The 26,459-nt window shown below is 58.5% G+C and carries 29 protein-coding genes and 1 pseudogene; 24 read left to right on the forward strand and 6 right to left on the reverse strand.

Annotated elements, in window-relative coordinates; all coding sequences use genetic code 11:
* Positions 1–379 precede the first annotated feature (379 nt).
* The 15 genes and pseudogenes from PAA8504_RS17025 (at position 380) to PAA8504_RS17095 (ending at position 13,746) form a co-directional block, all read left to right on the forward strand.
* Complete coding sequence (locus tag PAA8504_RS17025; protein ID WP_009827245.1) at positions 380–2,365, forward strand: multicopper oxidase domain-containing protein; 1,986 nt, start codon at positions 380–382, stop codon at positions 2,363–2,365.
* A gap of 26 nt (positions 2,366–2,391) precedes the next feature.
* The gene (locus tag PAA8504_RS17030) at positions 2,392–3,111 is read left to right on the forward strand and encodes a copper resistance protein B (RefSeq protein ID WP_065335300.1); all 720 of its coding nucleotides are present in this window, start codon (positions 2,392–2,394) and stop codon (positions 3,109–3,111) included.
* 84 nt (positions 3,112–3,195) lie between these two features.
* Complete coding sequence (locus PAA8504_RS17035) at positions 3,196–3,693, forward strand: cupredoxin domain-containing protein (protein WP_009827247.1); 498 nt, start codon at positions 3,196–3,198, stop codon at positions 3,691–3,693.
* 227 nt (positions 3,694–3,920) lie between these two features.
* Positions 3,921–4,454 carry a cupredoxin domain-containing protein gene (locus PAA8504_RS17040; protein ID WP_009827248.1) on the forward strand — a complete coding sequence of 178 codons (534 nt, stop codon included), beginning with the start codon at positions 3,921–3,923 and terminating at the stop codon, positions 4,452–4,454.
* Between the two features lie 10 nt (positions 4,455–4,464).
* Positions 4,465–5,730: an ABC transporter transmembrane domain-containing protein gene (locus PAA8504_RS17045; protein ID WP_108895369.1), complete on the forward strand. Its 1,266-nt coding sequence runs from the start codon at positions 4,465–4,467 to the stop codon at positions 5,728–5,730.
* Positions 5,731–5,835: 105 nt separating this feature from the next.
* Entirely contained in the window at positions 5,836–6,555 is a 720-nt protein-coding gene (locus PAA8504_RS17050; protein ID WP_088664274.1) for a response regulator, read from the forward strand.
* Positions 6,552–6,911, forward strand: a pseudogene (locus tag PAA8504_RS17055) (ATP-binding protein); the annotation flags it as partial. The gene PAA8504_RS17050 and the pseudogene PAA8504_RS17055, both read left to right, overlap by 4 nt.
* A gap of 147 nt (positions 6,912–7,058) precedes the next feature.
* A complete protein-coding gene (locus PAA8504_RS17060) occupies positions 7,059–8,693 on the forward strand; it encodes a TnsB C-terminal domain-containing protein (RefSeq protein WP_028288640.1) in 1,635 nt (544 codons plus the stop codon).
* The gene (locus tag PAA8504_RS17065) at positions 8,653–9,576 is read left to right on the forward strand and encodes a TniB family NTP-binding protein (protein ID WP_245897677.1); all 924 of its coding nucleotides are present in this window, start codon (positions 8,653–8,655) and stop codon (positions 9,574–9,576) included. The genes PAA8504_RS17060 and PAA8504_RS17065 overlap by 41 nt, the downstream gene beginning before the upstream one ends.
* Complete coding sequence (locus PAA8504_RS17070) at positions 9,573–10,364, forward strand: TniQ family protein (protein WP_065335308.1); 792 nt, start codon at positions 9,573–9,575, stop codon at positions 10,362–10,364. Before PAA8504_RS17065 ends, PAA8504_RS17070 begins: the two co-directional genes overlap by 4 nt.
* Positions 10,365–10,544: 180 nt before the next feature.
* Positions 10,545–11,105: a TlpA family protein disulfide reductase gene (locus PAA8504_RS17075; RefSeq protein WP_108895370.1), complete on the forward strand. Its 561-nt coding sequence runs from the start codon at positions 10,545–10,547 to the stop codon at positions 11,103–11,105.
* 20 nt (positions 11,106–11,125) lie between these two features.
* On the forward strand, positions 11,126–11,626 hold the full coding sequence (locus tag PAA8504_RS17080) for a hypothetical protein (RefSeq protein WP_108895371.1): 501 nt from the start codon (positions 11,126–11,128) through the stop codon (positions 11,624–11,626).
* Positions 11,620–12,354, forward strand: coding sequence for a cytochrome c biogenesis CcdA family protein (locus PAA8504_RS17085; RefSeq protein WP_108895372.1), 735 nt, complete (start codon positions 11,620–11,622; stop codon positions 12,352–12,354). The genes PAA8504_RS17080 and PAA8504_RS17085 overlap by 7 nt, the downstream gene beginning before the upstream one ends.
* 6 nt (positions 12,355–12,360) lie before the next feature.
* Positions 12,361–12,975 carry a class I SAM-dependent methyltransferase gene (locus tag PAA8504_RS17090; RefSeq protein ID WP_108895373.1) on the forward strand — a complete coding sequence of 205 codons (615 nt, stop codon included), beginning with the start codon at positions 12,361–12,363 and terminating at the stop codon, positions 12,973–12,975.
* Positions 12,976–13,086: 111 nt separating this feature from the next.
* On the forward strand, positions 13,087–13,746 hold the full coding sequence (locus PAA8504_RS17095; RefSeq protein WP_181375850.1) for a cation diffusion facilitator family transporter: 660 nt from the start codon (positions 13,087–13,089) through the stop codon (positions 13,744–13,746).
* Here PAA8504_RS17095 and PAA8504_RS17100 read toward each other — a convergent pair.
* From PAA8504_RS17100 to PAA8504_RS17120, 5 genes are all read right to left on the reverse strand, one after another.
* The gene (locus tag PAA8504_RS17100; protein WP_108895374.1) at positions 13,730–14,977 is read right to left on the reverse strand and encodes a cytochrome P450; all 1,248 of its coding nucleotides are present in this window, start codon (positions 14,975–14,977) and stop codon (positions 13,730–13,732) included. The two genes, PAA8504_RS17095 and PAA8504_RS17100, sit on opposite strands and share 17 nt — an antisense overlap.
* Before the next feature lie 128 nt (positions 14,978–15,105).
* The gene (locus tag PAA8504_RS17105) at positions 15,106–16,479 is read right to left on the reverse strand and encodes a TRAP transporter large permease (protein ID WP_108895375.1); all 1,374 of its coding nucleotides are present in this window, start codon (positions 16,477–16,479) and stop codon (positions 15,106–15,108) included.
* On the reverse strand, positions 16,469–16,990 hold the full coding sequence (locus PAA8504_RS17110; RefSeq protein ID WP_245897678.1) for a TRAP transporter small permease subunit: 522 nt from the start codon (positions 16,988–16,990) through the stop codon (positions 16,469–16,471). Before PAA8504_RS17110 ends, PAA8504_RS17105 begins: the two co-directional genes overlap by 11 nt.
* A gap of 37 nt (positions 16,991–17,027) precedes the next feature.
* Positions 17,028–17,537 (reverse strand): signal peptidase II, encoded by a 510-nt coding sequence (lspA, locus tag PAA8504_RS17115; protein WP_108895377.1) that lies wholly within the window; start codon positions 17,535–17,537, stop codon positions 17,028–17,030.
* Positions 17,534–18,388, reverse strand: a complete 855-nt coding sequence (locus PAA8504_RS17120) for a cation efflux transmembrane domain-containing protein (RefSeq protein ID WP_108895378.1) — start codon at positions 18,386–18,388, stop codon at positions 17,534–17,536. The genes lspA and PAA8504_RS17120 overlap by 4 nt, the downstream gene beginning before the upstream one ends.
* A gap of 56 nt (positions 18,389–18,444) precedes the next feature.
* Here PAA8504_RS17120 and PAA8504_RS17125 point away from each other — a divergent pair, with 56 nt between their 5' ends.
* From PAA8504_RS17125 to PAA8504_RS22970, 3 genes are all read left to right on the forward strand, one after another.
* Entirely contained in the window at positions 18,445–18,795 is a 351-nt protein-coding gene (locus tag PAA8504_RS17125; RefSeq protein ID WP_108895379.1) for an ArsR/SmtB family transcription factor, read from the forward strand.
* A 92-nt stretch (positions 18,796–18,887) separates the two neighbouring features.
* Complete coding sequence (locus tag PAA8504_RS22805; protein ID WP_370739702.1) at positions 18,888–19,235, forward strand: IS5 family transposase; 348 nt, start codon at positions 18,888–18,890, stop codon at positions 19,233–19,235.
* Between the two features lie 20 nt (positions 19,236–19,255).
* Positions 19,256–19,765, forward strand: a complete 510-nt coding sequence (locus PAA8504_RS22970; RefSeq protein ID WP_442417780.1) for a transposase — start codon at positions 19,256–19,258, stop codon at positions 19,763–19,765.
* 200 nt (positions 19,766–19,965) lie between these two features.
* On the opposite strand, the gene PAA8504_RS17135 is transcribed toward PAA8504_RS22970, so the two are convergent.
* A complete protein-coding gene (locus PAA8504_RS17135) occupies positions 19,966–20,319 on the reverse strand; it encodes an ArsR/SmtB family transcription factor (protein WP_108895380.1) in 354 nt (117 codons plus the stop codon).
* 59 nt (positions 20,320–20,378) lie between these two features.
* Here PAA8504_RS17135 and PAA8504_RS17140 point away from each other — a divergent pair, with 59 nt between their 5' ends.
* Genes PAA8504_RS17140 through PAA8504_RS17165 form a run of 6 tightly spaced genes read left to right on the forward strand, consistent with a single transcriptional unit; the run spans position 20,379 to position 25,864 of the window.
* Positions 20,379–20,828, forward strand: coding sequence for a YeeE/YedE family protein (locus PAA8504_RS17140; protein ID WP_108895381.1), 450 nt, complete (start codon positions 20,379–20,381; stop codon positions 20,826–20,828).
* Positions 20,829–20,839: 11 nt separating this feature from the next.
* Positions 20,840–21,274 (forward strand): YeeE/YedE family protein, encoded by a 435-nt coding sequence (locus tag PAA8504_RS17145; protein WP_108895382.1) that lies wholly within the window; start codon positions 20,840–20,842, stop codon positions 21,272–21,274.
* Between the two features lie 2 nt (positions 21,275–21,276).
* Entirely contained in the window at positions 21,277–22,188 is a 912-nt protein-coding gene (locus PAA8504_RS17150) for an MBL fold metallo-hydrolase (RefSeq protein WP_108895383.1), read from the forward strand.
* Between the two features lie 12 nt (positions 22,189–22,200).
* Positions 22,201–22,587: a rhodanese-like domain-containing protein gene (locus PAA8504_RS17155; RefSeq protein WP_219928941.1), complete on the forward strand. Its 387-nt coding sequence runs from the start codon at positions 22,201–22,203 to the stop codon at positions 22,585–22,587.
* Positions 22,588–22,592: 5 nt separating this feature from the next.
* Complete coding sequence (locus PAA8504_RS17160) at positions 22,593–24,344, forward strand: SulP family inorganic anion transporter (RefSeq protein WP_108895384.1); 1,752 nt, start codon at positions 22,593–22,595, stop codon at positions 24,342–24,344.
* Entirely contained in the window at positions 24,341–25,864 is a 1,524-nt protein-coding gene (locus PAA8504_RS17165; protein WP_146190521.1) for a multicopper oxidase family protein, read from the forward strand. The genes PAA8504_RS17160 and PAA8504_RS17165 overlap by 4 nt, the downstream gene beginning before the upstream one ends.
* Positions 25,865–26,459 lie beyond the last annotated feature (595 nt).

Below are 26,459 nucleotides of genomic sequence, written 5' to 3' on the forward strand. Positions count from 1 at the left end.
CAACTGCGTAGGCGCCCCTTCGCCCTTCCCGAACCAAAGCAAATCACATCAGCAACCACCCACCCTACCGACGGTCAGCACACCCTAACCCCATATGTAACCATATGTATTCTTGATCCTTTGCAGGCGTTCCGGCGATAAAACCTCCAGTTCCACGGAGGGCACGTGAATCATGGATCCGACAAATTCAGAACTCGAAACAGGCCCCGCGCTGACCCTCGCAAGTTGCAAGGCAGAACCGCGCGTAAACGCCCCCCGGCACGTGCCGTGTTCGAAGCGAACTGTGCCGAGCCGGGTGCGACTGACCTCCAAAACGCCGTCGAACCCTTGAGCACGCGCGCTGCGGCACCTTTCAGACAGACTAATACAAGGAAAACGAATGCAATTCTTCAATAGAAAGCAGCTGGCCCTCTGGGATACGGCGCTCAGTACCTCTGAAGAGCTGGCGAAGGGGTTGTCGCGGCGTCAGTTCGGCTTGGCTGCGGCTGCGGCTTTTGCGATGCCCAAAGCGTTGAGCGCGCATGGCTCCACGCAGGTGACCTCTCAGGGAACCTACAATATCACAGTCGACCCGGTGCGCATCAACACGGGCGATTTTCAGAAGATGGGCGTGGGCTACAACCGCAGCCAGATTCCGACGATCCTGCGCTTCAAGGAAGGTGAGGAGGTTACGATAAACGTGACCAACAACCTCAGCGAAAGCACCTCGATCCACTGGCATGGACTTATCGTGCCCTTCCGTCAGGACGGCGTTCCGGGGATCAGCTTCAACGGCATCGCCCCCGGTCAGACCTTTACCTATCGCTTCCCGATCCAGCAGGCCGGGACCTATTGGTTCCACAGCCATTCAGGCCTTCAGGAGCCGGATGGCGCCTACGGTGCGATCGTGATCGAGCCGCGCGGCAGGGAACGCATACCAGCGCACCGCGACTATGTCGTTCAGCTGGCCGACAAACATCCCCATCCGGGCAACCGCATCTTGCGGAACCTCAAGATGCAGTCCGACTACTACAACCGTTCGCAGCGCACTTTTCAGGACCTGATCCGGGACGCCCGCATGGACGGTCTCAAGGCGACGCTGAAAGAGCGCCGCATGTGGGGGCGCATGCGCATGCTGCCGAGCGACGTCGAAGACGTGCAGGGATTTACCTCGCTGATCAACGGTCGCAGCACGTCGCAAAACTGGACCGGTTTGTTCCGGCCCGGTGAGAAGGTCCGCCTTCGGATCATCAACTCCTCCGCGATGACCTACTTCGACATGCGGATACCGGGACTGAAAATGGTCGTCGTGCAGGCTGACGGCAACGATGTGGAGCCTGTCGCCGTGGATGAACTGCGGGTCGCGGTTGCCGAGACCTATGATGTCATCGTCCAGCCTACGCAGAACAAGGTCTATAGCATTATTGCGGAATCCATGGGCCGCAACGGGCTTGTTCGGGGCACCCTGTCACCCAGAGAGGGCTATGCCGGTGCCGTGCCCCGTCTCAGACCCAAGCCCTTGCTCACCATGGCCGACATGAGCGGCATGATGGGCGGTATGGGTATGGATATGGGCATGGGTATGGGCGACCACGTCATGCAGAACATGACCGGAATGAACCACACCGACATGACAGGCATGGACCATTCAAACATGCAATCCAGCCAGCAGCCCCCGATGCCTGCGATGACCCCGTCAGAGGAAAAGCCGAAGAAAAAGACTTCGATGGCTGGGATGGACCATACGCAGATGCAAAAGCCTGCGATGGACGGCATGGACCACACGCAGATGCAGCAGAAGAAAAAGGCACCGATGTCAGGCATGAACCATGCCCAGATGCAGAAGCCCGCAATGGACGGTATGAGCGGCATGGACAGTATGAGCGGAATGGCAATGTCTGATGGCGGCGATCCGTTCTATGTCCCGGGCAGCGGACTGACGCCTGTCGCGTACAACGGCGGCAAGTTCCTGTCCTACGCAGACCTGCGCGCCGCCAGCCCTCGTTACCGTCACCGCGCACCCTCACGCACCATCGTGTTGCGGCTGACCGGTAACATGGAGCGCTACATCTGGTCGATCAACGACGTGAAATACGACGATGCCGCCCCGATCACGCTCCGATACGGCGAGCGGGTGCGCATGCGGTTCATCAACGAAACGATGATGTCGCATCCGATGCACCTGCACGGGATGTGGTCGATCATCGATGCCGGTCACGGTCCGCGCAATCCCATCAAGCACACCGTGAACATCAATCCCGCCGCCACGACGGACATCGAAGTCGAGGCCGACGCCCCCGGTCAATGGGCGTTCCACTGTCACCTCAGCTACCACGCGCGGGCGGGAATGTTCCGCAAGGTCGTGGTCAAGGGACGCGCGGCTTGAGCCGGGAAATACAAAGGACGAACGTAATGAAATACAGTCAACTCGCCGGACTGGCCGGCCTCATCCTTCCTTGGGCCTCGCTCGTGCAGGCTCAGCCCGTCAAACAGACCGAACAGCTGATCTGGGGCGTGCAGGCGGAACAGTTGGAAATTCGCGCACTGGATGACGAAGAGGTCCTTGTCTGGGATTTCGACGCCCTCATCGGCACGGATGAGCTCAAGCTGGTGTGGCGCAGCGAAGCTGAATACGGTCTTTCGTCCGATGAGTTCGAAAGCCTCGAAAACCAGCTACGTCTCCGGTTTCCAATCTCGACCTTCTTTAACGGCGTGGTCGGAGCCTATGCCAGCACACCCGAGGGCGTTCCGGAACGCTACGCGGCTGTCGTGGGGGTAAAAGGGCTCGCGCCGCAGTGGTTCGAGATCGACGCCGATCTCTACCTCTCCGACTATTCGTTCTTCAGTTTCGAGGCGGAATACGAACTGCTCCTTACCAACCGTCTGATCCTGACCCCGAACATCGAGATCGATATGCCGCTGAAGGATGACATCGCCCGGGGGCGGGGTGCGGGTGGCGCAGTCATGGAGATCGGTGCGCGGCTGAGTTACGACCTCATCGACCGTGCGGTCTCACCCTATATCGGCGTCAACTACGAGACCTCGTTCGGCGACACGCGGGACATCACCCGCGCGGCCGGTGGGGATACAGATGAGTTCTCGGTCGTGATCGGTACACGCCTTCAATTCTGAGATTTGTTCCTGCGGGAGCAATCCGGAGGGCTGATGAGTCCTCCGGCCAATACCTGAACCCAAAAGCAACCAAGGACTAAACAGATGAAACATCTACTGCTGACAATCGCACTGGCTTCCTCCTTTGCGGCACCGGGGTTTGCCGGCGAAGCGGCTCACGGAAACAAGTCCGGCGACACCCATGGAGAAATGAAGATCGGCATGCCCGGCGATGCCGCTGCGGTGGACCGCACGGTCGAGATCGACATGGTCGAAACAGACGACGGCGAAATGCTGTTCAAGGGCGGCGATCTGGATTTCAAAGAAGGCGAGACCGTCCGTTTCGTCGTCCGCAACGAGGGCGAGTTGGACCATGAGTTCATTCTCGACTCGCAAAAGAAGAACGCCGCGCACAAGAACGAAATGGCGGATATGAGCGGTATGAATATGGGTCATAATGAGCCCAACCGCATCCGGCTCGCGCCCGGCGAAGATGCCGAAATCATCTGGACATTTGCAAATAACGGCACGTTCGAAGCTGCTTGCCTGATCCCCGGTCATTACGAATCCGGCATGTTCCGCGAAGTCTCCGTTACTCACTAAACGGTCAGTGCGGATCGCGAGCACCGCCTTGCGATAACGTTAATACCAGAACGGGCGTACACCGCGCCCGTTCTTTCCCCCGTTGGGCGCCCGTCTGCGACGATGGTGTACCGCGCCAGCGGCGGTAGTACCCAGATCCGACGTTTGCTGAACCCTTGGGCTCACGGCTTCAATCGATCGAATAAACCCGGTTCTAGAATTTCCCCTACTGCGGAGGCGTTGAGCACATGAAGACATCGTTCAAAACTTGCACCCTCGCGGCAGCGCTCATCTTGTCCGCCCTCTCCGCGCATGCGTCCGATGGCAAAAGCCAGCAACCCCATCTGAGGGCCTACGACCTTCCGGACCATGACCCGATCGGAGAACCCCCCGGCGATGCCACGCCCGACAGGACGGTCGACATCACGGTCAGGGAGACCGGAAGCGGTTACATGCTCTTTGATCCGGATGCGCTTCACATCGAGAACGGAGCGGTTGTCCGCTTTCGGGTCACGAACTCCGGCAAACTCGATCACACTTTCTTTCTCGGCTCCTTCGATGAAGTCACCGAAAACCGGCAATGGATGCAGGAGCATCCGGACATGACCCATGACGCCGCCAACTTCATATCGATACCCAGCGGTGAAACCGGGGAACTGATCTGGAAGTTTTCAGACGTGACCAATCTGGAATTTGCCTGTCTGGTCCCCGGCCACAGAGATGCCGGGATGTGGGGGGTCATCATCGTGCATGATCACCTCGCCTCACCCGCCGGATATTGAGCGCGCTCCAATGTCGCTGATGGACAGGTATCACGTCCTCGTACATGACGTCTCCGCCCTCTTCGGATACGATTACAATGATACGACGCCGGACTGGGTTCATCCGTTCATTCACCTCATTCTGGTCCTGGCGCCGGGATTGCTGATCGGCGTCGCCCTCTATCTCGTCCTGCGCGGTATCCTGCGGCTCTGGAGCCGCCCGGCAAAACCGGTCGCGCGCATGAACCACGTGAGGGGGCTTGATGCCGGGTTGTTCAGCTCGGTCCTGCGCTACACCAGACGGCAGCAGGCGCAGATGATCATGCTGAGCCTTCTCGCGCTTCCGATCCTGTATCTGACCTTGGAACTGCCCAAGCAGATCGTGAACAATGCGCTGGAATCCGCGACTTTCCCGGTCGAGGTTCTGGGCCAGAGTTTGGATCAGGTCATATTCCTGCTGCTGCTTTGCGGGCTGTATTTGCTGTCGATCAGCCTGAACGGACTCATCAAATACACGCTCAACGTCTTCAAGGGCTATATGGCGGAGCGGTTTCTCCGACGCTTCAGGCTGCTGATCTATCGGCGGTGGCGCTCGGATGCGGAGGCGTCCGAGCAAAGCGAGATCGTCCCAATACTCGCACAGGAAGTGGAACCCATCGGCGGCTTCGCGGCCGAAGTCCTGACCCTGCCGGTTTTGCAGGGTGGCACGCTTTTCACCATTCTGCTGTTCATGTTCATTCAGGACCCGATCCTGGGTGCCGCCGCGCTGACCGTGTTGCCCATTCAGCTTATTCTGCTCCCGAAGCTGCAGCGCCGGGTGAACACCCTGTCGCGTATCCGGATCAAAGAGGTCCGCGATCTTGGCAGGCAACTGAGCGAGCAGTTGCGCGAACGACAGGGCGCCTCGTCCGGCCTGTCGGCGGCGGGCGCTAGTTTCAAGGCGCTGGAGCAGGTACGCAGAAGGATCTTTCGTCTCAAGTTCTTCATCAAGGCGCTCAACAACTTTCTGACGGCGCTGACACCGTTTCTGTTCTACTCACTTGGCGGATATTTCGTCATCGAAGGCCGGATCACGCTTGGGGCACTGGTCGCGGTCCTCGCCGCGCACAAAGACTTTTCGGCCCCACTGAAGGAGCTTTTCCGATACTATCAGGCGCTTGAGGATACGCGGATCAGGTATCAGGAAATCACGACCTTCTTCGCCGGGACGCCGCCCCGCATGGAAGAACAGCAATCCGCCGGGGTGCACCGGCTGGCGATCCGCAGACCGCCGGAACATGCGCTGTCGCAGACTTGAGGGCTCCTATTGTCCCCCCTGCTCCCGCGACGCGTCAAACTGCCGTTACATTTGGCTACAAAGAGGGGGCGGACATTTACACCGGCGGTTTGATATACACCGGGTATGAGCGAACCTGCCCACATTCTGGTCGTCGACGACCATGACGAGATCCGCAATTCCGTTTCAAGCTATCTCGAACGGAACGGCATGCGAACCTCGGTCGCCGAAAGTGCCGCAGAGATGGACGCTCAGCGCGCAAGACATTCTTTCGATCTGATCGTGCTCGATGTGATGATGCCCGGCGAAGACGGGCTGACTGCGTGCAAAAGATTGCGTCAGGAGTGCGGCACACCGGTCCTGATGCTGACCGCCCTCGGAGAGGACGACGACCGCATCGAGGGTCTGGAAGGCGGCGCGGATGATTATCTCTCCAAACCCTTCAATCCGCGCGAGTTGTTGGCCCGGATCAGGGCCATCATGCGACGCAGCGAGAAGAGCCCTCCGCAGGACCCATTCGCGGGCAAGCGCATCCGGTTCGCCCATCTCGAACTGGACTATGACGGACGGACCCTGACCGCCCCGGACGGCACCCGCAATCAGGTAACCTCCGGTGAGCTGAAACTCCTGTCCATCCTGCTCGAACGCCCGCGTATCGTCATGAGCCGCGATGAGCTGCTGGAAATGACAGCGGGGCGCGTGGCCGGACCGCTTGACCGGACGATCGACAATCAGATCAGCCGCCTGCGCCGCAAGATCGAACCGGACGTATTGCGCCCCCGTGTCATCTCCACCGTGCGCAACGGCGGTTACAGCCTGACCTGCGATGTCGAGGTCAGTTCGTGAAAACGCGCCCGTGGAGACTGCGCACGCAGATCTCACTCTTGGTGCTGGGTGTTATCGTCGTGGCGCAGGCGGTGAGCCTCTGGTTCTTCGTTGACGAAAGAACACTCGCCGTGCAGGCGGCGATCGGCGCGGAAGCCGCCGGACGGGCCGCCAATGTAGCACAACTGATCGAAGGCGCGCCTCCGGAGCTGCACCCCCAGATCATTCGCGCCGCGACCTCTCCATTGATCCGTTTCAACCTGACCGAAGAGCCGGAGGTTGTGCATACGGATCATGACGCAGGCGGCGCGGTCGAGGCGCGGGTGAGGGCTCTTCTGGGCGATGACTACAGCCGCGACATCCGCATCGAAATCCATGTGTCGCGTAGCCCTTAATTGTGAGATGGGAAATCCAACGAAATCAACGGCTGAGCTTTGCCCTTAAATATGAGATTTTGCCTTTAATTCTGATATTTTTGCCCTTAAACCTGAGACAGGGTTCACAGACATTTGCGGCAAATATCGATGAATGATGATGGCGAAGACTGCGTTGCTGTTGGTGCTGAAGAGGCGCGCAGGGCCGCGGTGCTGCGCCCTCTTGTTCAGGCATATCTCAATGGGACTGGCAGCCTGGAACGTGGCATCAATGACGCCGTTTGGGAGCTTGGTGTCAGCAGGGCGACGGTCTGGCGTTGGATAAAACGGTTGGCGGAAGAGGGTGGGCGCACCAGCGCTCTGGCTCCGCGGAAACGGGGCCGCCCGACCGGGACGATGTTAATATCCAGCAAAGTCGAAGCGGTAATCGAGGAGCACCTTCGCCGCTATTTCTTGCGCCGGGAGCGTTCGAGCTTGTCGCGCGTCGTGACAGAAATCCGCAGCGCTTGCTGGCAGGAGGGCTTGCAACCGCCGACACGGCGAACGGTTCAGCGTCGTCTGGATGCGATGGATGCCCGCGAAGTTGCGAAGGCACGAGAGGGCGCAAAGGCGGCCCGCCAGAAATTTGCGCCGGTCACAGGTGAGAACAAGGCCAGTATGCCACTGGAGATCGTCCAAATTGATCATACACCGGCGGACATCATTCTTGTCGACGGCTTTGAACGCAAACCAATTGGGCGGCCTTGGGTCACGCTGGCGATCGACGTCGCAACGCGGATGGTGACCGGATATTACACCTCTCTCGAGGCACCTTCGCGTCTGTCAGTGGCGCTTTGCCTGACACAGGCGGTGGCCCTCAAGGAGGAACTTCTTGCGGAATTGGCGTGCGATGTTCCTTGGCCGGCACAGGGCAAACCGCACAGCATCCACGTCGATAACGGTCGCGATTTCCGGTCGCGCGCCTTTCGGTCGGCCTGTGCGGATTGGGGGATCGATCTGGTCTATCGACCGCCAGCAAGTCCTCACTTCGGTGGTCACATCGAACGGTTGATCGGCACCATGATGGGGGCCGTTCACCTGTTGCCGGGAACAACGCAATCCTCGATCGCGGCAAAGGGCGACTATGACGCCGAAAGCAAGGCCACGATGACGTTGAGCGAATTCGATCGCTGGTTTGCTCTGGAAATCTGCCGTTACAACAACAGCATTCATTCGAGTCTTGGCTGCACGCCCGTTGCCAAATGGGAGGCGCTCTCAGAGCAAATGACAGGCGACATCCCCTTCGAGATGGAAGCCTTTCAGGTGAGCTTCCTGCCGAGTGAACTGCGCAAGATCAGGCGTGACGGCATCCATCTGTTCCAGATAAGGTACTGGTCCGATGCCCTTGCAGGCCACATTGGGCGCGGGGATGGAAAGGTGGTCGTTCGCTACGATCCTCGCGATATCTCAATGATCTGGGTCGAACTGGACGATGGCCGGTATGTTGAGGCGCGGTACAGAAACCTGGAAATTCCGCCCGTCTCGCTCTGGGAATATCGCGAAGCGATGAGGAAGGCCCGTGCCCTTGGCAAGTCCGGGTCTAATGAGCTGGTGCTGGCTGAGCTGATCCGACAGCAACGCCAGATCGAAGCTGAAAGCCGGGGCCTGACGAAGGCCGAACGCAGAACCCGTGAAAGAAAAGGGACATTGAAGGGCACGAACTCGGCCGTCTCGACAACCGAAGGGCTGCGCCCGATCGATACGGGTGATACATCGCGCCCATTGTTCAAGGTGGAGAGATGGTGAATTGAGGGCAGGGACAACTGAAGAAGACGGCCGGATCGCCCTCATTCAATCGGATATCTGGATCGGCTTTCCTCGGGCGGAACAGGTGTTGGACCGCTTGCAGGGCATGATCGAAGCGCCACGACAAACCCGTATGCCTGGGCTTCTTGTGCATGGCGCCTCCGGGATCGGAAAGACGATGATTGCCCGAAACCTGTCGCGCAAGTACGCACCAGAATACGATCCGGCGTCGGGCATCACCCGCACACCGCTTCTGCTGTTGCAAGCGCCGCCCGCACCTGATGAACGGCGGTTTTACCTGCACATCCTGGCCGCCGTCGGCGCCCCGGCGACGGCTCTTAGCGCCCGCGCTCAAAATGTGGCTTCCCTCGAAGTCCGTGTCATCGCGCTCTTACGCGACCTTGGCCTGCGGATGATCATGATCGACGAGGTCCACAATCTCTTGGCCGGGACCCACCGCGAACAGCGCCGATTTCTCAATGTCCTGCGGTATCTCAGCAATGAACTCGAGGTGTCACTGGTCTGCCTTGGGGTCAGCGAGGCCGTCGATGCTATTCGCGGTGATATCCAGCTTGCCCGACGGCTGGACGAACATCATCTGCCAAACTGGCGCGACGATGCCGAGTTCTCGGACATGATCCAGACCCTTATTGCTGCCATGCCACTGGAAAAGAAGTCCAACCTGAAGGTCAAATCTCTCAAGCAGGTCTTGGCACTGACCGGTGGGGTGACCTCGCGCATCTTCGCTCTGGTCAAGGATCTTTCCATCGACGCCATTATCACAGGCGAGGAATGCATCACCGATGACGCAATCGCAAAATGGACGCCGGTTTGGTCGCGCCATGCGAACCCCCATCGGCGGCTCCAGAAGTCCCGGGTGTGAAGCCGCACCCGCTGCCCAAGACTGTCGCGCCGCTGCCAGACGAGTTGTTGTCAGGTTGGTTGTCTCGGCTGGCGGCGGCCAACTACTGTGATGATGCGGAACTACTGGCTCATCTCAGAATCGATACCGCGCATGGCACCGCCTTGGACTTCAACGTCGACGCGGCTGCGGCAGCGAAGATTGCCAACGCCGCACGGGTTAACCCAGATGTTGTTCGATCTTTGACCTTTCCGGCAATGACGCCACGAGAAGCCTCGCTGACGGCTCAGATGCCATTCCAGCATTGCATGCAATGCGCCAGAGAGGGTCTTTCGCTCAGGCATTGGAGGCGGGCCTGGGCATTTGACTGCCAAGTTTGCGGGACGAGACTTGTGCAGACCCTTGGCAAACTCCGTGAGGAACAAATATCTGGAAAACTGATATACCGAGCGCGCCGCGGGGCAGAGATGCTTGAGTGCGCCGCGCGCTCGCGCGGCCCCAAGCAACTTCGGCGCGCAATGCGCGCAGTCACCTTTGCCATGTCACTCAAAACCTTCCGCGGGGATCCGTCGTTCGCTGTCCAGAACCCCAGATCGGAAGTTAGGCTGTTCTACCTCGCCGCAATCGCCGCCGCTCGATCTCATCCCTTGGCTAAGGCAGCCATCGTCAGCAAAAGCATCGACGACTATGCAAGGGTTGCTCTCTTGCGCGCCTTCGAGAAGGAGCCTCGATTGCTTGCCGCGGTTGATCACATCGCGCAAAGGTGCGCGAGAAACAGGGGCCCCATGACAGCCGTATCTCACAATTAAGGGCAAAAATTGTCGCCAAACGCGTCGCGTCTCAGATTAAAGGGCAACGCGACACCTGTCGGAAAAACTCGAAGAAGGCACCGATTTACCGTTGATCCTGACATTCGCATCGGGTGCCCGAATGGAAGTCAACGTCCCGGTTCTCGGGCCGGGCGCAATGGGACCGCAGGAGGAACAGTCATGAAATACATCCTTCTGCTGATAGCCCTCGTCGCGGGCCTCCCGGCCTACGCAGATCATCCTGGCGACCGTCTTGACGAGGTGATGGCACAGAAAGAACCTGCTTTCACTGCCGTTGACCTCAACGAACTTCCTGCGTTGGATCTGCTCGGTCCTGACGGAAAACCGTTGGATTTGGAAAGCCTCTCCGATCAGGTCGTCGTTCTTAGTTTTGTATCGTCCAACTGCGGGTTGCCTTGTGCTGATCAGCAGGCACTTCTTGAAAAGGTGAGGGGCGGAGTGAATTCATCTCCCATGCTGGACATGGTGACCTTCCTTGTGGTGACCGACGCCAGTGATCCGGTTCCCGGACCGATTGCCAAGAACGTGGTCATTGCTCGCGCACAAGAGCCAATAGAGAATCTGATCGATCAGTATCGCGCGATTGCGCCTGACCATCCCGAGGCTCCGCTTGTGCATGTTATCGCGCGCGGCAACCGCCATGCCGGGGTCTTTGCGGATTCCGCTTTCCGGCACATCAACATGATCCTGTACGTCAACGGCCTGACAAACGCGCATTAATCGAAGAACGGACCCCCAGCATGACAGCAAACACAGAAACCTTTGAGACAAGCGATACCGGATGGCTGTCCGTCATCCGCCGATACATCGTCTATTCCGCCGTCGGGCACCTGATCTGGGAAAGTGCACATATTCCCCTCTACACGATCTGGGTCGAAGGAACCTGGAGTGAAATTGCGTTCGCGGTCGTGCACTGCACCGGCGGAGACCTGTTGATCGCCATGAGCACGCTCTTGCTTGCCTTGTTTCTTGTTGGAGGGCACGCATGGCCGTCGGAACGCGCAGGGCGCGTCCTGCTTTTGGCCGTGGCCATGGGCGTTTCCTACACGATCTTCAGCGAGTGGCTGAACATCGTGATCCGGGCGGCCTGGGCGTATCGCGATATCATGCCGGTGGTCCCCGTCATCGATGCCGGTCTCACGCCCCTGCTGCAATGGATCATCGTCCCGACCCTGGCATATTGGGCTGCCACAAGAGTGCCCTTGCGCAAGCTATTCAGGGGTGAACGTGGTTCATGGTAGATATCTCGCTTCTCGGCCTCACCGCCGCCCTCCTGGCCGGCACGATATCGTTTCTGTCCCCCTGCGTGCTGCCTCTTGTGCCAGGTTATGTCTCCTACGTGGCCGGGCGCACAGCCGCTGAAGGCGGGGCGGCTGCGGCCTCGCCGTCGCGCGCGGTCTGGCTGAGCCTGTGTTTTGTCCTCGGCTTCTCCACCATTTTCATGGGGCTTGGCGCATCCGCGACAGCATTGGGTCAGGCCCTTCTTCGGTGGCGGTATGAACTCAACCTCGCTGGGGGCGGCATCATCATTGTCTTCGGGCTTTTCATGATCGGGGCCGCGCGTGTTTCAGTGATGGAACGCGATTTCCGCTTCAATCTCAACATTCCCGGCGGCCAACCTGCCGCGTCCTACGTCCTTGGGCTTGCCTTCGGTTTCGGCTGGACGCCGTGCATCGGCCCGATCCTCGGCGCGATCCTGACAGCCAGTGCGGCGAGCGCCACGATGGGCGAAGGCGTCATGCTGCTTGCCGTCTATTCCGCGGGCCTCGGGATACCCTTTCTGATCGTTGCCGGTTTCACCGATCAGATCGCGGGACGGTTGCGGGCCATCGGCCGGGTTGGCCGTCGCCTTCATCAGATTGCGGGCGTCGTGATGATCCTCATGGGCGTGGCGATGATGACTGGACAGTTGAGCGCGCTGTCATACTGGATGCTCGATGCATTTCCGGTTCTTGGACAAATAGGGTAACAGCTCATGCAGTTCTACGACAAACACATTCTCCCGGGCCTCACGCATCTTACGATGGGTCAGGAACAGCTTCTCCCCTACCGACGGCGCACGGTCTCGGGTGCGAAGGGACGCGTGCTGGAGATCGGGATCGGCTCGGGCCTGAACCTCGCGCTCTACCCCGAGACGGTGGATGAGATCGTCGGCGTTGACCCTTCACCGGAACTCCTTCAACGCGCCGCGCAGGCTGCTCAGGGCTTGACGCCGACAACGGAGATGATCGAGGGCGTGGCCGAAGCATTGCCGCTGGAAGATCGCAGCGTTGACTGCGTGATTGCCACTTGGACGCTCTGCAGCGTGTCGGAACCGGAGAAGGTGCTGGCCGAGATCCGGCGCGTTCTCAAGCCTGACGGCGTCTTCCGCTTCGTCGAGCATGGAACAGCGCCGGAACCCAGCGTCCAGCGTTGGCAGCGCTGGCTCACGTCTGCCTGGAAGCGGTGTGCCGGGAATTGTCACCTTGATCGCCAGACAGACACTCTGGTCGAGCAGAACGGCTTCCGCATGGAGCGGCTCGACACCGGTTACGCGAAAGGGCCGAAACCTTTTGTTTTCATGTATGAGGGACAAGCTCGCCTCTACTGAGGAAGCTTGAGAAAATCAACATCGGCTTATAATAGCCCGGCGCAGTTCTGTTGGCGGATTAACCAATTTGGCCTCGAACTTTTGCAGCAGGTTCGGCGTTGATGAGTTGTTATGAGTAGTCAACAAGATAACCGGCAAGCCAATCTGACCCGCGGCATCCGCGTCGAGATCGCCAGCCTCGTCTACAACATCATCGAGGTCGTCGTATCCGTCACCGTGGGGCTCCTAACCGGAAGCGCGGCCCTCGTGAGTTGGGGTCTCGACAGCACAGTCGAGGCCACTTCGGCTGCGACGCTGATCTGGCGCTTGAAGGGTGAGAAGGATGGTGGCGACAAGCGCACGGTCCTGCATCGCAAGAAGGTCGCGCTCTATGTGGTCGCCTGCGCTTTCTGGATTGTCGTCGCGGCGATCCTCTACGAGGCGGTGTCCGCTTTCGTCTCGCAGGAGGCACCGGGCTTCAATTGGTGGGGGATCGCGATCCTGTTTGTCTCGTTGGTGGTCAATCCGCTGCTGGCTTGGGGCAAATATCGCTACGGCAAGCGGCTCGATTCACCTGCGCTGAAATACGATGCCAAGGACACCATGATCTGCGAATACCAGACCGTTGTAGTCTTGGCCGGGATTGGTCTGACGCAATGGATGGGCTGGTGGTGGGCCGATCCGGTCGCGGCGCTTCTGATCGTGCCCTACGTCGCGTGGGAGGCGTTCGAGGCCACCAAGGATGCGCGGTCGGTCGATCCGGACGAGGCCGAAGCTACCCCCGACGCCTGACGTTGCGCATGATGAACCGGTTCTCGGGCAGGGGTGGCAGCTCTCCCGTGCCCAGCTCCAAATCCTGATCCCGCACATCATATTCGATGTCGTTCACAAGATATCTGCAAAACGCCTTCATCTGGCTGATCGCAATCCACTCGCCCGGACAGCGGTGGTTTGTGTAGTGGTCGCCGCCGCCCTGTGGAATGAAGTCGTAGGGGTTTTCGGCGCGGCTCCGAAACCGCTCGGGGCGGAACTCAAGCGGCGCATCCCATGAACGCGGATCGGTGTTCGAGCCATAGAGGTCGAGCAGGACCCTGCGCCCTTCCGGAAAGCGATACCCTTGCCACTCGAAAGCGCTTTCCACCCGTGCCGCCACCGCAGGGAAGAACGGATAGAGGCGGCGGACCTCCTGCACGAAGGGTTCGAGCAGTCCTTCGTCGTTCCGCAGTTTTTCCTGCCATTCCGGATACCGGTGCAAGGCGTGCGCCGTCTGAACAATGAAAACGGACACCGCCACGGTCGGGCGCAAGACGTTCAACAACTCCACGGCGGCGACTTTCGGGGACAGCATCGCGCCGTCGAGATCACGCCACGTCGCGATGACATGAAGGGCGCTTTCCTGCGTCGGCTGAAGCTCGCCTTCACGCACCTGTTGAATCATCCGTGCTGACCATTTTTCCAGGCGGTGGCGCGCCAGACGTGCAGCCCAATGTTTCGGGCCGATGGCCCCGGCGTCCTCAAAAAGCGATGTAAGTTGCGCCGTTCGGGTCGCCACCTCCGCCTCGGGAAGCGGAACCCCACACCAGGCGCAAACGGCTCTCGTGAGCATTTCGCGCACTTCGTCGTAGAAAACGACTTCGTTTCTCGCCTCCCAGTCCGGCGCATAGTTGTCCAGCATGTGAAGCGACATTCCCTGAAGCGCGGCTATATGCTCTGTCCCCATCAGCGACATGAACATCTTCTTGCGGCGCTGGTGGGCAGCGCCGTCCAATCCCTGAACGCCGCCTTCGCCCAGCAGGGTCTTCTGTATGCGGCCTGGCATCGAGCCTTGGCGAACCAGTTTATCCTCGGAATAAAAAACTTTCGCAGCCGCCGACCCGGTCATGCAGATCGTCTTTCGAAGGAGGATGCGGGTTTCAAACAGATCTGTGTCGAGCGCGCGGCAGGTCTGAGAGATGAACCCATACGGATTTCGCAGCAGGGTGAGTGTGCTGTCAAAGCCCTCTGCGGATGGTATGCCGGACATTCGTTATCCTCCTGTTTGCTTTCCCTTGCTCAGGCCCTGTTCAGCCTTGCTGTTCGCGGTTCGGAAGCGGCTCCGAAACATCAGTGCCGCTTCGAAGGAAATCACTGCATCCGCGCCCAAAACATCTTTCACCGCTGGATTAGCCGCGGCGCATCCGCATCCCCAAGGGACATTTCAGGCAGCCAGGTGATGAGTTGAGGGAACGAAATCAGCGCCGCAATCAACGCGATTTCAATGGCGACGAGCGGCACCGCGCCGCGATAGATATCGGATAGGTTGGTACCCTTCGGTGCCGCCATCTTGGCAAAGAACAGGGCATAGCCGAAGGGAGGCGTCAGAAAAGACGTCTGCAAGGCCAGTGCTATCAGGCCAGCGATCCAAATTTGCGCAAAGTAGGCAGAGCCGACGTGATCTGCGAAGTCGAGTTCCGAAAAGATCGGCATCAACACGGGTATGAAAACCAGCAGCACCTCGATCCAGTCAAAAACAAACCCAAGGACGATGACCACACCAAGGAGCATCGCCAATAATTCCCATCGGGAGAGATCGAATGCGGATATCCAGTCGAAAATGACATCCGGTCCACCAACAAGGTGGAAACTCAGCGAGAAGACCGATGCGCCCAGTACAATGAAGAAGACCATCGACGTCATGGTACTTGTCTGCACCGTGACAGAGTTCAACGAAGAGAAAGACAAGCGCTTTCGCACCAGCGCGACCAACAGAGCGCCAAACACCCCTACGCCAGCCGCCTCTGTGAGTGTTGCAAAGCCCAGAATAATGCTGAGCGGAATGGATGCGATAACAGCGACTGAAGCGAGTACGAACAAAAGGTCTGACGCAAGATTGGTTTTCGGCGCGTCCAGGGGGACTTCGATGGTTTTTCGCAAGGTGACGGCAAAATAGATCGCGAAGGCCATGACCATCAGAAGAACAGGCACGATGAGGGCCACGTACATCAATCCAATACGCAAATAGAACACGTTCGAGATGAAGAACAGCATCACCGCTGGCGGGAACACGACACCTAATGCTCCAGAAGCTGCGACAGCGCCTCCTGCGGTTCGCGGTGCGTAGCCCGACGCCATCATCGGGGCATAGGCCACCAACGCCACAGTAATTACGGAAGCACCGATCACGCCGGCGGCGGGCGCAAGAACGAGGCCGATCAGCAAAGTCGCAATGGCATAGCGACCGGGAACGCCTGTCAGAAGACGCCCCAGCAAGCGAAACATGGTTTCGGCAATCCCGCTGGCATTCAGGATCAGGCCAAGAAAAATCAACATTGGAACGCTTGTGAATTGGACTGATTCATTGGTCAGTACACCACGGGCCCGCAGGTAGATCAGTCCCAGATGCTGAAAATCAGTGATGCCCACCCAGACTGCGGCCACAAACCCCAAGAAGCCTGTCCCTGCCAGAACCAGAGCCACCGGAAAACCACTGAAGACCCCGATAGCCATCACGACAAGCATGGCAACCGTAAGGACCTCATTCACCATTGTGCAATCCGCCCGATTGTTCAGGTGCCCCTTGCGCACGTTTCCCCGCCAGAAAGGCGATGTTGCGAAGGGCTACGATCATCCCGGCAAGAGCCAGCAAGATGGGGCCGATGACCCCCGCTATGCGCTGTGCCCACAACTGGGTTTCCGCATATTTCGTGGTGCGCATCAAACCGTCCCACCCGTAGTAGGTCAGGATGGCGGCGAGTGGCAGAAGGACAAAAAGGCCGCCAATCAGTTCGATCCACGCAATGCGGCGCGCGGACCAATGCCTGCGAAGAACATCAACGCGCACGTGATCGTCGCGCAGATAGGTATACCCAAAGGTCAAGAAAATCAGGATGAACAGTAGAGACGTGGACAGGTCCGGCAAATAGCCTGACACGCCAAGTTGTAGCTTGCGATCCAGCATCTGAAGCGCGCCATAAGCAGCAATCGAAACAACTGTCAGCCATGCAGTCACGACGCCGATGCCGCGAATGCCACGGTCAATCCAATCCAAAAATCTCAAGCTGAATTCCCTCCCGAAGCCCGTTGCCTGTTAGATGCTATCCCCCGCCGGTAGTCCCTTTGTGGTAGTCTTCGTCGTGATTTTCTGGATTGCCTTTCGCTGCCCGAAAGCTGTCCCACAACAGCAATGCGGCTCCACAGAAGATTGCTACGTCCGCGAGATTGAAGGACGGCCAGTGGTATGTTCCGAAATGAAAATCCAGAAAGTCAGGGACGGCCTGATAGCGAAGCCGGTCGAGGATATTGCCAAGCGCGCCTCCGATGATCAGACCGAGCGCCGCACCTGTCAGCCTGTCCGGAGCCTTCCACAGCCAGATCAGCAGCCATGCCACGATCACGGCAGCAAGTGCGATCAGACCCCACCAGGGCACGACCCCTCCGAGCATGCCAAAACTGACTCCATCGTTCAGAACCCGCACAAGATTGAGGAAGGGCAGAATCTCGACCCCGTTCTCAAGCGCGGGGGTGTTCAGGGCAAGAGCCTTGGTGCCCTGATCAAGACCAAACGCAGCGATGGTGCAAAGACCGCCAAGGATCCGGCTGTTCATGCCGCCGCCTTCAGATCGGCCCGCGCGTCACGGATAATCGCCCAGGAAGAATGCAGGAAAAGACCCGCGATCCCGAACGCGACGATAAGGTCGGGCCAGGCGCTGCCCAGCCAAACCACCAGCCCAGCGGCGATAACGACTGCGGCGTTGCCGATGGCGTCGTTGCGCGAGAACAGCCAGACAGCGCGCATGTTTGCGTCGCCCTTGCGGTACCGCAGCAACGGCAGCACGGAGATGACATTGATCACAAGAGCAATCAGACCCAAAAGCCCCATCAGAGTAGCGTCTGGCGTTGTCGGCTCGAATGCTCGCATGATGGTCGTGCCAAAGACGCCAAGGCCAAGCAGGCCGAGGAAGATGCCCTGGATCAGGGCAGAGCGTGCCCGCCAGAGAAGGCTCCATCCGATGGCAAGAAGCCCCAAGAAGGTGATCGCGCCATCGCCGATGAAATCCAGCGCGTCGGCCTTCACGGCCTGCGACCCGGCAATGAACCCGCCGATCATTTCAAGAACGCCGTAACCAACATTCAGGATTACAACGATCCAGAGCGCGCGGCGGTAGCCTGGGTCCTGATGAGCCGCACTTTGCTGAAGGTCCTCGTCGCTCTCGATGCGGTCGAACCCATATCCTATTGTCTCAACGGCTTTTTCGATCTCCGGCAGGCGCGCTTCAGGGGCTTTAAGAGTCATGATATGGGTCGCCGCCGAGACCTTCACCTCATCGGGCGCGACCCCTGCAGATTGCGCCGCCCGCTCGATCTGGGCGGCATCCTTGGCGCAATCCATGCCGGAGACGCGATAACGGAAGGATGGGATATCTGCGGCCGAACTGGCGCTATCGGTATTGGCCATGGGTGCGATACTCCTGCTAGGGTGAATCAAGAAACAACATATCAGTGAGGAATGATATGCCCCAAATTGTCGCCGACCGCAACACCGGGGTCACCGCCATCGAGCGAAGAGCGAAGCTGTTTCGCGGCTTTGCGGACCCAAGCCGTCTCGCTATTCTGGACGTCTTGTGTGAAGCGCCGTTGGCCGTTCACGAGATCGTGACGCGCACGGAATTATCGCAACCAAACGTCTCCAACCATCTCCGATGTCTTTTGGATTGTGGGCTTGTCTCCAGCGACCGCGATGGACGCTTCATTCGCTACCGGATCAGCAGTCCGCGCATTTCTGTTCTCTTGAATGATGTGGACGCTCTTCTCGATGTTGTCGCAGAGGGGGTTGAGGCTTGTGATAATTATCGTGAAGCGTGAGCGGGGTATCTCGACCCACGCAATTTTAGGGTCAGGATGCATTGATTTCCGTCGCACCGCGTGATTCACGGCTCGGAAAACGGAGCGGTGACATGAGCGATCTTTTCTGGCTGAGCGACGCGCAGATGGCGCGTCTGGAACCCTTCTTTCCGAAGTCGCACGGGAAGCCGCGTGTTGACGACAAGCGTGTGCTGAGTGGAATAATCTTCATCAACCGCAATGGCTTGCGCTGGCGTGACGCTCCTGCCGCCTATGGCCCGCACAAGACGCTCTACAGCCGCTGGAAGCGCTGGAGCGAGAAAGGCATCTTCGCGCGGATGATGGCGGGTCTGGCTGCCAAACGCAGCGAACAGAAGACCGTGATGATCGACGCGACATACCTGAAGGCACATCGAACAGCGACCAGCATGGCCGCCAAAAAGGGGGGCGCGGTCGCCTGATTGGTCGCACCAAGGGCGGCATGAATACCAAACTGCACGCCATCTGCGATAGCCAAGGACGCCCGCTCGACCTGTTCGTCACTGCCGGTCAGGTGAGCGACTACATCGGCGCGCGGGCGTTGTTCAGCAGCCTTCCAAATGCCGAATGGCTGCTCGGGGATCGCGGCTATGATGCCGACTGGTTCCGAGAAGCGTTGCAAAACAAAAGGGATACGTGCCTGCATCCCCGGCCGAAAGCAGCGCAAGAAAACCGTCAAATACGACAAGCGTCGATACAAACGCCGAAACCGGATCGAGATCATGTTCGGCAGGCTGAAGGATTGGCGGCGCGTGGCAACCCGCTACGACCGTTGCCCAAAGGTGTTTCTCTCTTCCATCGCACTGGCCGCGCTCGTCATCTACTGGTTATAAATCCTGACCCTAATCCTTCGGCGTTCTGCGAGCGGTTTCTACCTGGACCTTTTTCGAAATTTTTCGAACGGATTAAGTGCGCAGAGTGGTTGGGTTTGATGCGCACGTCCGTGGATTAAGGACGGTCTACCTGCGTTGTGCTACCGCGTATCCAATCGCAAAACCAGTTCCTACCAAGATCAGCACGATCTAGAGCATTCCGTTGCCCATGCCCCAAATCATCGAATCCATTCCATCCATCATGCATCCATCGCTCATCACTTTTTACGGCCCTTCTTCATTGCCAGGATCTCATTTTTGCGACCATTTCGTCTTTTCGTTATTCGATTCCATCCGGGTCAGTGTCACAGTAAATCCGATAAAGCGCATCGATCATATCGTGCAGACGTGGATCGGCGATGCGATAGTAGATGGTCTGACTTTCGCGCCGAGTGGCGACCATACCAGCTTCTCGCAATCGGGCGAGATGCTGGCTCAGTGCCGATTGGCCTAGCGCAAGTTGGCGCTGTAGCGACCCCACTGATTGCTCTCCTTCCAGCAAATGACAGAGCACCATCAGCCTGTTGGCATTAGACAGCAATGCCAGTTGACCCGCGACGTCCGCCGCGCGCGCTTGGAGAACCGGCAATGAAGGCCGAGATTTCTTTATATCAGCATTGACTAATTTAGACATGGGTTACATATACACTCGATAGAGGGCTCAAACAATACAGTTATACGAAAGGGCCATATATGGGACCGGTCACCTCAACGGAGTTCACACCATGGCTATCGCTTCTTGGAGGCGGATTGATCGGATTTAGCGCCGTCATGGTGATGGGGTTGTTTGGCAAAATCGCAGGCATCACAGGCATCTCAAAAAGTTTGACATCCACGGTTCCGGGGGCAGGAGGACCCGATGATCGAGGATGGCGTCTGTCGTTTCTTCTGGGTCTGATCGCGGCACCGCTGATTGTGATGCTGGCGACCGGGGCCTTCCCGCAGCAGACCGTTCCAACAAGCGTTTGGGGTATGGCGCTGGCCGGACTTCTGGTTGGCTTCGGAACCAACCTCGGGGCCGGTTGTACGTCCGGGCATGGGGTTTGTGGTCTTGCGCGCTTATCGCCGAGATCGGCTGTCGCGGTCGTCGCCTTTCTCATTGCCGCCGTTCTGACAACGACGTTCGTGCGTCACGTCATTTAAGGAGATTGAACATGCGCAATTTTATGTCCTTATCCGCCGGCATGGTTTTCGGCATCGGCCTCATTGTCTCGGGCATGGCCGATCCCGCCAAGGTTCTGAACTTTCTCGATATCCTTGGTCCTTGGGATCCGAGCCTCGCCTTCGTCATGGGCGGTGCGTCTGTCACTGCTTTCATTGGCTATCACCTGATCTGGCGGCGTGAGCGGCCGGTGATGGGATCCGAGTTCGATTTACCCGACAACGCTGCGATAGACGCGCCACTGCTGACAGGCGCGGCCATCTTCGGTATCGGCTGGGGCCTCGGTGGCTTTTGCCCCGGACCCGCATGGACATCGCTGCTGCTCGGGTCGTCGGGCATCCTCGTCTTCCTTCCCGCTATGCTAGTAGGGATCGTCCTCGCCGGTTTCGTCAAAACATTCCCTTCAATCGCAAGTAAAGGAGCGTAAACATGTCTAAGCTGAACGAGCCCGTCGTCCGCCATTCTGCGTCCACAGGACAGGACAGTCCCGATGTCTGGGGCATTTACGAGCCCGACACCGGGTCGATCCAATACATATGCGCCGATCCCACGACCAAGAAGGCAGCACTGATCGATGTCGTGCTGAACTTCGATCCAGCCAGCTTTGCAACCGCCATCCGCAGTATGGAGAAGGTGCTGAATCTTGTGGACGAACACGGCCTGACCGTCGAGTGGGTCCTGGATACCCATCCTCATGCCGATCACCTCATGGCATCATCGTCCCTCAGGGAACGGACCGGCGCCACAAATGGCATCGGCGAGAAAGTCCGCGAGATTGCCGAGCTCTGGCGCGATTACTACAACGCGCCCGAAGCGTTCGACGTGGACCGCGACTTCGACCGGTTGTTCGCGGACGGCGATAGCTTCAGGATCGGTGATCTTGATGTTCGGGTCATGCTGTCCCCGGGACACACGCTGGGTTCCATCACGTATGTCTGCAACGATGCCGCCTTCGTGCATGACACGCTAATGCAGCCCGATAGCGGGACGTCGCGCGCCGACTTCCCTGGCGGGTCCACCGAGGACCTGTGGAGTTCCATTCAGTCGATCCTGTCCCTGCCCGAGAAGACACGGTTGTTCATCGGGCATGACTACGGATCGGAGGAACGCGATGAACCCGAGTGGGAAGCCAGTGTCGCCACGCACAAGGCAGAGAATGTGCACGTGAAGGATGGCACAGACAAAGCCGATTACATCAAGATCCGCGAAGATCGCGATGCCACGCTGGGCTTGCCGGACCGGATGTTGGCCGCGCTGCAAATCAACCTGCGCGCGGGGCAATTGCCCGAGGCCGAAAGCAACGGCGCACACTACCTGAAAATGCCCTTGAACAAGTTCTGAAGGAGATAACTCATGAGAAAATCCATGAAAGACCTCGTCGCCGAGGCCAGATCACGGGTCGCTGTGGTCAGTCCAGCAGACGCTCGCAGTGGGATGAAACAGGGAGACGTGATACTCGACGTGCGCGAACCAGTGGAACTGGACAGCGACGGCACGGTTGACGGCGCGGTTCATGTCCCCCGTGGGCTTGTCGAAGCCCAGGCAGACGCGGACACCGGCAAGGCAAACGAGGCGTTGGCTGCAAAGCGCGGTGGCGACGGACGTGTTCACGTATTGTGTGCATCCGGCGCACGTGCGGCTCTGGCCGCTGATAGCCTGCGGCAGATGGGATATGACACAACGATCATCGAAGGCGGCGTCGCGGGCTGGAAAGAGGCAAATCTGCCGCTCCGCGTCTGACCTCCATGTGGAACATGTCGCGATTTTTTCCCGTTTTCCAGTGGATGGGTGGCTACGACCGGCAGATGTTGCGCGGCGATCTTCTAGCTGCGGTGATCGTAACGATCATGTTGATCCCTCAATCGCTGGCCTATGCTCTGTTGGCTGGACTGCCACCCGAGACGGGACTTTACGCGTCCATCTTTCCAATCGTTCTCTACGCGATTTTCGGAACTTCGCACAGTCTCGCAGTCGGTCCCGTCGCCGTCATCTCGCTAATGACCGCGGCGGCGATCGGCGAACTCGGAGATCAAGGAATTGACTATGTAACAGCCGCGCTGACTTTGGCCTTCCTTTCAGGGATTTTCTTGCTTCTGTTGGGGGTGTTGCGGCTGGGGTTCCTCGCCAATTTCCTATCACACCCGGTTATTTCGGGGTTCATCACGGCAAGTGGCATCTTGATCGCTGCCAGCCAATTGAAGCACATATTCGGGATCGATGCGTCCGGCGACACATTGCCGGAACTCGCCCATGGCTTGTGGGTCTCGCTCGGTCAGGTCAACTGGATCACGACTGCGCTTGGTGCTTCGACCGTTGTGTTTCTCTTTTGGGCCCGGAGTGGGCTCAAACAGCTTTTGCGGCATTTTGGCTTCGGCCCGACAGCCGCGGATATGGGTGCGAAAGCAGGCCCAGTCGTTGCGGTCTTTCTGACTACCTTCGCCGTCTGGGCGTTCGATCTTTCGGAGCGGGGTGTCGATATCGTTGGAGCGGTCCCGCAAAAACTGCCGCCGCTTACGGCGCCATCATTCGACCCATCGGTCCTGACCACAATGATTGGTCCTGCTATCCTGCTATCGATTATCGGATTTGTCGAATCTATCTCTGTTGCACAGACACTTGCGGCCAAGCGACGCCAGCGGATCAATCCTGACCAAGAACTCATCGGTCTGGGAGCTGCCAATATCGGCGCATCCTTCAGCGGAGGCTTTCCCGTGACGGGCGGCTTTTCACGCTCGGTCGTGAACTTCGACGCAGGCGCACAAACCCCGGCCGCAGGGGTCTTCACGGCGGCCGGACTGGCGTTTGCTGCAGTTGCACTGACGCCGCTGGTCTACTTTCTGCCCAATACCACACTTGCCGCCACAATCATCGTTGCCGTGCTCAGCCTTATCGACATTTCGATCATCCAGCGCGCATGGCGCTACTCTCGCACCGATCTTGCTGCTGTCGTGGCAACGATCCTTTTGACGCTCGGCTTCGGAGTCGAGATCGGCGTTTCGGCGGGGGTTCTGATCTCTGTCCTGATTCATTTGTACAGTTCGTCCCGACCGCACATGGCCATCGTTGGCCAGATACCAAGCACCGAGCATTACCGCAATATCGACCGCCATAAGGTGATCATCTACGACGAAATCCTGTCGGTCCGGATCGACGAAAGCCTCTACTTCGCAAATGCTCGGAACCTCGAAGACCGCATTTACGCAATGGTCGCCGGTCGCGATGCACCCCGACATGTCATCCTCATGTGTTCGGCCGTCAATGATGTCGACATGAGCGCCCTAGAGAGCCTTGAGGCCATAAACTCCAGACTGGCTGACCGTGACATCAAGTTCCACCTGAGTGAAGTGAAAGGGCCGGTTATGGATCGTCTTAAGAAGACGACTTTCGTAGAAGACCTCACCGGCCAGATTTTCCTGACCCATGACCGGGCCGTGCGAACGCTCAGAGCTTCGAACCCGGTCCCCGGCAACCCCAGCAATGACGGAGTATCCCTATGAAACGTCGGAATTTTCTAAAGATAGCCGCCGCCACTCTCGCGACTCCTGCACTCAATATCAGCCGGGCGTGGGCCGCTGAGCCCGGCGCGCCCTTGCCGATCCCGGAGGTCATGGAGATCGGCCCTGACGCAGGCAACACACTCGACGCGATACGCGGAACACACGAATTCATCGCAGGCGCGCCGTCGGAGACCTGGGGTTATTCGCAGGATTACCTTGGGCCACTGCTTCGGTTTCGGCGCGGGCGCACCGCAAACATAAGCGTCGCGAACCGCCTCGATGAACCGATCACGGCGCATTGGCATGGCATGCACGTACCGGGCTACCTCGATGGCGGCCCGCAGCTCGCCTTCGGACCGGGGGAGACCTGGGCACCGGAGCTGCCGATCGATCACCCAGCGGCAACGCTGTTTTACCACAGTCATGTGCATGGGCGCACTGGCCCCCAAGTCTACCGTGGGCTGGCAGGGATGATCATCATCGACGACCCCGAGATCGACGACCCGTTGCCGCGCAACTATGGTGTGAATGATTTTCCACTGATCGTGCAGGATCGCGGCTTCGACCGGTCAGGCCGCATGACCTACAATCTCGGTATGATGGATCGGATGCACGGATTTCGTGGGGACGAGATCCTCGTCAATGGCGTGATCCGTCCCAAGCTGACGGTTCCGGCAGGTTTGGTGCGCTTGCGCATCCTGAACGCGTCAAATTCGCGAGTTTACGATTTCCGCTTCAACGATGGCAGGCAGTTCTACCAAGTCGCAAGTGATGGGGGACTCCTGAACGTACCGCTAGCTACAACCAGCCTGCAACTCGACGGAGCCGAGCGAGCCGAGATCGTGGTGAATTTCTCGGACCGGTCACCGGTTTCTCTCGTATCGCACGACATCGGGATGGGTGGCATGATGAACGGGGGGATGATGGGGGACAGAGGCGGCTCCATGATGATGGATGACAGAGGCATGATGGGAGATCGCGGTATGATGGGGATGGCTGGAAACAGCGGCACGACCCTCGACATCATGTCCTTTGATGTGGGCGAGACTGCGCCTGTTGGTCCCGCCAGCCTGCCCACCACGCTACCAGCGGACGCGCCTGAACTCGGCGATCCCGTTCGAAGACGCGATTTCACCCTTAACATGCACACTGGAGGCATGATGCGCGGCATGATGGGTCGCGACGGCCAGATGATGGGAATCAATGGTGAGCCTTACATCATGGACCGCATTGATGAGACCGTCCGCACAGGTGAAACAGAGCTCTGGCGCATCAATGCAGACATGATGATGCGGCACACGTTCCACGTTCACGGTACCTCCTTTCGGGTCGTGAGCCAGAACGGACGTTCGGTCGACCCGGCGCGGATCGGCTGGAAAGACGTTGTTCGTGTGCAGGGTCCGACCGAAATTCTGCTGAGATTCGACAAGCTGGCGTCGCAAGAGACACCATTCATGTATCACTGTCACATCCTCGAACACGAGGATGCGGGCATGATGGGGCAGTTTACAGTTACATGAAAAACCCCACCTGTGTGACGCCCTTCTGCATGAGCGCTATCTACTGCTAAAGTTTTCTCTACGTATTCTATCGGGTGCTTGGGCCGGATTGCTGAAATGCACTCCGGGTCTCGATCGCAGCAACAAGTAAGCAGACGGAAAGATCGGGCCGACTACTGCCCCAGCAGTTCAACAAGTCGCCCTGCAATCAGAATACCGGCATTCGCTGGAAAAGCGTTCTTAGAAAAAAACGTTGTCTGCGCGGAAGATCAAATTCGGGCTATCAACGCCTCGGAGCCAAATCATACAGATAACGTTTACGATCGCTGCGACTAATGCCATGAAAATTATGACGGGTCTAAGCGGTTCAGATCCTTCGAGGTACCGACGCCCCCATTAATGACGATCCCAATTGAAGAGAAGATCAAGACCGGGCCCGGCACCATGGCAGCAGCCCGATTCCACCCCACAGATCGTGACAGCGCTTAGACTGATAGCAACAACGAACGGGCCCGAAGTATTACCTAGATCGTGTGGCATCAATATTTCTCTTGAACCTCTAGTAGCTTTAGGAGTTAAGCCACCGACAAAGAACGGCACCATGGAGCAAGTTGCC

It is taken from the genome of Palleronia abyssalis (assembly GCF_900302445.1).
Taxonomy (GTDB): domain Bacteria; phylum Pseudomonadota; class Alphaproteobacteria; order Rhodobacterales; family Rhodobacteraceae; genus Palleronia; species Palleronia abyssalis.